Source organism: Pauljensenia sp. UMB9872 (assembly GCF_030212665.1).
In the GTDB taxonomy this organism is placed as follows: domain Bacteria; phylum Actinomycetota; class Actinomycetes; order Actinomycetales; family Actinomycetaceae; genus Pauljensenia; species Pauljensenia turicensis_B.
In genome coordinates, this window is record NZ_JASOER010000043.1 from 1 (window position 1) to 508 (window position 508).

Consider the following 508-nt stretch of genomic DNA (forward strand, 5'->3'; position numbering starts at 1 on the left):
GAGGGTGTCAGGGTTTTTGTGTGTGAGGCTCTGATCTAGAAGGAGTTTCACTGATAATGACTAAGGTGTCACCGAAGAAGAACCATGACCCGGCGAGGGTCAACGAGATCAGCGCAAAGCTGATGGAAAATCCTGAGCTTGCCAGCTTGATCAGCGAGCTGTCGGCCTCGACTGATGATGCCAGCGATTTGGTCAAGGGCTTGTTGCAGGCCTCGATTAACGCTGGTTTACAGGCAGAGATGGATGCTCATTTGGGCTATGAGCATTCTGATCGGAAAGGCAAAGCCCAGATGGACTCTGCCAGTGGGGCGAACTACCGTAATGGGTCGTATACCAAAACTGTTGGTTCTGCTTATGGCGCGGTGGAAGTAACCGTGCCCAGGGATCGTGCTGGTACGTTTCGCCCGCAGATGGTGCCTAAAGGTGCTCGCAGGCTTACTGAACTTGATGACATGATTATCTCGTTGTACGCCGGCGGGATGACACTGCGCGATATCCAACACCACCT

1 protein-coding gene is annotated in these 508 nt (G+C 53.0%); it reads left to right on the top strand.

All coding sequences use genetic code 11. The features are described from left to right. Nucleotides 1-56 precede the first annotated feature (56 nt). The coding region (locus tag QP109_RS09220) for a transposase (protein ID WP_285024437.1) at nucleotides 57-508 on the top strand (452 nt) is incomplete at its 3' end.